General features: G+C 70.1%; 8 protein-coding genes. All 8 read right to left on the reverse strand.

Features of this window, described 5'->3' with window-relative positions; translation table 11 throughout:
* A partial coding sequence (locus tag HUU95_RS09065) for a flagellar cap protein FliD N-terminal domain-containing protein (RefSeq protein WP_302480113.1) occupies positions 1 to 327 on the reverse strand: 327 nt, incomplete at its 3' end.
* A 35-nt stretch (positions 328 to 362) separates the two neighbouring features.
* Entirely contained in the window at positions 363 to 1,484 is a 1,122-nt protein-coding gene (gene flhB, locus HUU95_RS09070) for a flagellar type III secretion system protein FlhB (RefSeq protein WP_174279815.1), read from the reverse strand.
* Positions 1,484 to 2,257: a flagellar biosynthetic protein FliR gene (fliR, locus tag HUU95_RS09075; protein ID WP_174279816.1), complete on the reverse strand. Its 774-nt coding sequence runs from the start codon at positions 2,255 to 2,257 to the stop codon at positions 1,484 to 1,486. The genes flhB and fliR overlap by 1 nt, the downstream gene beginning before the upstream one ends.
* Positions 2,258 to 2,387: 130 nt before the next feature.
* Entirely contained in the window at positions 2,388 to 2,657 is a 270-nt protein-coding gene (gene fliQ, locus HUU95_RS09080) for a flagellar biosynthesis protein FliQ (protein WP_174279817.1), read from the reverse strand.
* A 136-nt stretch (positions 2,658 to 2,793) separates the two neighbouring features.
* Positions 2,794 to 3,663, reverse strand: a complete 870-nt coding sequence (fliP, locus tag HUU95_RS09085) for a flagellar type III secretion system pore protein FliP (protein WP_254602715.1) — start codon at positions 3,661 to 3,663, stop codon at positions 2,794 to 2,796.
* On the reverse strand, positions 3,660 to 3,920 hold the full coding sequence (locus HUU95_RS09090) for a flagellar biosynthetic protein FliO (protein WP_174279818.1): 261 nt from the start codon (positions 3,918 to 3,920) through the stop codon (positions 3,660 to 3,662). Before HUU95_RS09090 ends, fliP begins: the two co-directional genes overlap by 4 nt.
* A 1-nt stretch (position 3,921) precedes the next feature.
* Positions 3,922 to 4,239 carry a flagellar motor switch protein FliN gene (gene fliN, locus HUU95_RS09095; RefSeq protein ID WP_174279819.1) on the reverse strand — a complete coding sequence of 106 codons (318 nt, stop codon included), beginning with the start codon at positions 4,237 to 4,239 and terminating at the stop codon, positions 3,922 to 3,924.
* On the reverse strand, positions 4,236 to 4,633 hold a 398-nt coding region (locus tag HUU95_RS09100), incomplete at its 5' end, for a FliM/FliN family flagellar motor switch protein (RefSeq protein WP_174279820.1). The genes HUU95_RS09100 and fliN, both read right to left, overlap by 4 nt.

The raw sequence follows: 4,633 nt of genomic DNA on the forward strand, positions 1-4,633 counted from the left end.
CGCCGCCGACGCGCCGGTGCCGGCGGCGGTCGCCACCCCGGCGGCGCTGCTGAGCGGCTGCGTCGTCAGCGTGCCGCCCTTGACCAGCGCCTTGAGCGCCGAGTCAAAGCCGGTGATCCCGCTCTTGAGCTTGGCGATCGCGGAGATCTGCGCGGTCAGCGCGTCCGCCTGCTTGGTCAGCGTCGCGTTCTTGACCGCGAACTGCGCCTGCACCAGCCCGGTCACGATCGCGCCCGTGTCGAGCCCGGAGCCGGATCCCAGCGTCTTGACGATCGACGCGGTCGAGCTGGTCGACGCGGTGGTGGAGGTGGTCGCGGAGGTCGCCATGGCTATTCTCAAGAACGGCCGCGCGCGCGCGGACTTTAGCGGACGACCACCCCGTCCTCGTCATACCGCGCCGCCGCCGGCACCTCCACCGGTGGCGGCGAGCCCCCGGCGGCGGCGTTGAGGTTGAACACCCAGGCGAGCACCGTCGCGATCGCCAGGTACAGGTCGTCGCGCACCTCCTGCCCCTCGCGGCTGGTGTAATAGACCGCGCGCGCGAGCTGCGGATATTCGAGCACCGGCACCGCCGCCTCGCCCGCCAGCTCGCGGATCGCGAGCGCGGTGGCGCCGCGCCCACGCGCGACCACCACCGGCGCCACGTCCTTGCCCCGCGCATAGCGCAGCGCGACCGCGAAATGCGTGGGGTTGGTCAGCACCACATGCGCGTCCGCGATCGCCTGGCGCGCGCCCTTGCCCAGCATCGCCCGGGCGCGCGCGCGCTGCTGCGCCTTGGTCTCGGGATTGCCGTCGGACTCCTTGTGCTCGTCCTTCACCTCCTGCTTGCTCATGCGCAGCCGGCCGAGCCGGCGGACGAGCTGGATCGGCAGGTCGATGCCCGCGATCAGCACCAGTCCCGCCGCCATCGCGAACAGCGTCGCGGTGAAGCTCGCGCCCAGCCGCCCCAGCGCGTTCGGCAGGTCGGCCGCCGTCAGCCCCAGCGTGTCGTGCGCGACGCGCCGGAGCATGACGAAGCCGATCGCGCCCAGCAGCCCGACCTTGAGCAGCGACTTGCCCAGCTCGATCCACCCCTGCGGTCCGAACACGCGCCCCAGCCCCGCCACCGGACTGATCCGCCGCGCCTTGGGCGCGAGCAGGCCGGCGTTCCAGGAAATGCCGGACAGCCCCGCTTGGCTCGCGATCCCCGCGCCGATGCTGATCGCGAACAGCGTGCCGAGCGACGGCAGCAGCCGCGTCCCCGCCCGCGCCAGCGGCCGCCACGGCGAGAAGTCCGCAACGTCGCGGTGGTCGAAGGAGAAGGCGGAAAGCATCACGTCCCTGCAAGCCGCCAGCAGCGACGGCCCGAACACCGCCACCCAGCCGACCCCCGCCAGCACCACCAGCGCGGTCGCGACCTCGCGCGACTTGAGGAGGTCGCCGTCCTCGCGCGCCTGCCGCAGCCGCTTGGGTGTCGGGGCCTCCGTCCGGTCGCCCTCCGCCATCAGCGGAGCACCAGCGACTGCGTCGCGTCGAGCCCGTTGCGCACGATCACGATCATGTAATCGCCCATCGCCGGGAACGCGACCGCGAGCGCCAGCACGCCCACCGCCAGGCTGGCGGGCAGCCCGACCGCGTAGAGGTTGAGCGACGGCGCGGCGCGGCTCATCATGCCGACGACGAGGTTGAGGCACAGCAACAGGAAACCGACCGGCAGCGCCAGCAGCAGCCCGGCGGCGAAGGCATAGCCGCCGAACAGCGCGATCTCCTTCAAATGACCCGCGTCCAGCCACGCCGCGCCCGGCGGCAATGCGCGATAGCTGCGGACCAGCATGTCGACGAGCACCAGATGCCCGTCGACCGACAGGAACAGCAGCGTCAGCATGAGCGAGAAGAACTGGCCCAGCGCCGGCGTCGAGCGGCCGTTGAGGGGATCGATGGTGGTCGCGAACGACAGCCCCATCGCGCCGCCGATCACCTCGGACGCGACCAGCGGCGCCGCGAACGCGATCTGGAGTATGAAGCCCAGCGCGAAGCCGACCAGCGCCTCGGCCGCGACCGCCAGGAACGTCGCCAGCGCGAACACCGTCGGCGGCGGCTGCACGGCGTGCGTCCCCAGCACCAGCACGCCGATCGCGCCGGACAGCGCGACCCGCACCGGCAACGGCACGCCGACATTGCCGAACACCGGCGCCGCCACCAGCGCGCTGCCCACGCGGACCATGACGAACAGCAGCGCCCAGAGCTGCGGCTCGATGCTGAGACCTAAACCGAGCATCGCCCACCGCCACCGTCATGCTGAACTTGTTTCAGCATCCATGCGAACACGCCAAGGTCGGGCGTGACGCTGGCGTGCGCGCATGGACCCTGAAACGAGTTCAGGGTGACGAGGCCCTGCCCTCCCACCATTATTTCACCAAGTCCGGAATGCGCTCGAAGATCTGCACGGTGAAGTCGCTCAACAGCCCGATGATCAGCGAACCGAAGATCACCAGCGACACGCCCACCACGATCAGCTTGGGGATGAACGACAGCGTCTGCTCGTTGATCGAGGTCGCCGCCTGGATCATGCCCAGGATCAGCCCCGCGAGCAGCGCCGGCACCAGGATCGGCGCCGACGCGAGCGCCAGCACCCATAGCGTCTGGTTGGCGATCGTGAGGAAATAGTCGGCGTCCATCTGGTCAAATCCGAACGAGGATGGTGTTCAGTCCCTCCCCTTCAGGGGAGGGGTTGGGGTGGGGCGTGTGTCCGGGCGCCTCCTCCCGGTTGAGAGGTCCCACCCCCGACCCCTCCCCTGAAGGGGAGGGGAGAAACTACATCACGAAGCTGTTCGCCAGACTGCCCATCGTCATCGCCCAGCCATCGACCAGCACGAACAGGAGCAGCTTAAACGGCAGCGAGATGATCGACGGCGACAGCATCGCCATGCCCAGGCTCATCAGCACGGTCGCCACGACCAGGTCGATGACCAGGAACGGCAGGAAGATGAGGAAGCCGATCTGGAACGCGGTCTTCAGCTCGCTCGTCACGAACGCCGGCAGCAGCACGGAGAAGGGGATGTCGTCCGGCGACGCATACGGCCCCGCATGCGCCATGGTCGCGAACATCGTCACGTCCTTGACGCGCGTCTGCTTGGCCATGAACGCGTGCAGCGGCTTGCCGGCGGTCTCGATCATCTGCGTGCCCGCGAGGTGGCCGGCGGCATAGGGCTGGATCGCATCGCGGTTGATGGCACTGATCGTCGGCGCCATGATGAAGGTCGACAGGAACAGCGCGAGGCCGATCAGCACCTGGTTGGGTGGCGTCTGCTGAAGGCCCAGCGCCTGGCGCAGCACCGCCAGCACGACGACGATGCGCGTGAAGCTGGTCATCATCAGCAGGATGCCGGGCAGGATGGTCAGCAGGCCCATGATGATCAGGACCTGGAGCGACATGCTCAGCGGCGTGGACTGGCCGCCCGAACCCGCTGGTCCTTGGCCGCCGATCTGCCCCAGCGCGCGGTCCACCGCGTCGCCGACGCCCGGCGTCGCGGGTCCTTGCGCGAACGCGGGCGCGGCGAGGAGCAGCGCGATCGCGATCGCCATCAGGACCAGCGCCCAGCGCAGCCACGCAGCCGAGCGACGCGGTGTCGGCGCGTGGAACAGTGCCGGGCCCTCGCCACGCCGGGTGACGGTGACGATCACTGGACGACCCCGCCCTTGTCCACCAGCTGCACGCCGCCGCGCCCGACGGAGACGAGCAGCCGGCGGCCCTCGAAATCGAGCACCGCGAGGCGCAGGCCCGGCGAGATCATCATCGTCTCGCGCACCGCGACCAGCCGGTTGGCGGGCTTGCCCGGCATCCGGCTCTCCAGCCGCCGCCACGCCCACAGGCAGCCGATCATCAGCCCGCACACCAGCGGCAGCAGCACGACGAGCTTGAGGATATACGACAGCAGCATGTCAGCTGGCCCGCCCGAGGCCGACCTTGTCGGGGTTGACCAGCTCGGTCATGCGCACGCCGAAGCGCTCGCCCACCGTCACCACCTCGCCCCGCCCGATCAGCGTGCCGTTGACGAACACGTCGAGCAATTCGTTGGCGGCGCGGTCCAGCTCGATCACCGAACTCTCGCCCAGCGCCAGCAGCTCGCGCAGGGACAGCTGCGCCGAGCCGATCTCCACCGTCAGCTTGACGTCGACGTCCTGCAACAGCCGGAAATTGGCGGCCAGCGCCGCGTCGCCAAAGGCGGCTGGCGGGAACTGGCCCGTCATCTCGTTCATGCGTCGGTTCCTTGCGGCGGAAAGGCCAGGGAGGTGAGCTTGATCGCGGCGCGGCCGTTGGCGGCGCCGACGGTGCCGCAGCCCAGCCGGTCGCGGCCGACCATGACGGGCACGTCCGGCGTGACGCTGATCGGGATGACGTCGCCGGGCTTGAGCGACATCAGCAGTGACAGCGGCACCACCGGCTCGGCCAGCACCGAGCGCACGGGGAAGCGCACGCCCATCACCGAGCGCGTCAGCCCCTGCCGCCACGCCGGGTCGGCATCCGCCTTGTCCAGCACCTTGCCGGTCAGCGTCGCGGCATGCGGCTTGAGCGCGGCGACGGGATAGAGCAGGTCGACGAAGACCGGCGTCGCGGCCGCGACGGACAGGCCGAAGCGGGGGACGATCACGG

The organism is Sphingomonas bacterium, from assembly GCF_903643065.1.
Classification (GTDB): Bacteria; Pseudomonadota; Alphaproteobacteria; order Sphingomonadales; family Sphingomonadaceae; genus Sphingomonas.

Bases quoted from the DNA above. Each gene is read 5' to 3' on its own strand.
- HUU95_RS09090 (WP_174279818.1), bottom strand. From the start codon at position 3,920: ATGCTGCTGTCGTATATCCTCAAGCTCGTCGTGCTGCTGCCGCTGGTG.
- flhB (WP_174279815.1), bottom strand. From the start codon at position 1,484: ATGGCGGAGGGCGACCGGACGGAGGCCCCGACACCCAAGCGGCTGCGG.
- fliQ (WP_174279817.1), bottom strand. From the start codon at position 2,657: ATGGACGCCGACTATTTCCTCACGATCGCCAACCAGACGCTATGGGTG.
- fliR (WP_174279816.1), bottom strand. From the start codon at position 2,257: ATGCTCGGTTTAGGTCTCAGCATCGAGCCGCAGCTCTGGGCGCTGCTG.
- fliN (WP_174279819.1), bottom strand. From the start codon at position 4,239: ATGAACGAGATGACGGGCCAGTTCCCGCCAGCCGCCTTTGGCGACGCG.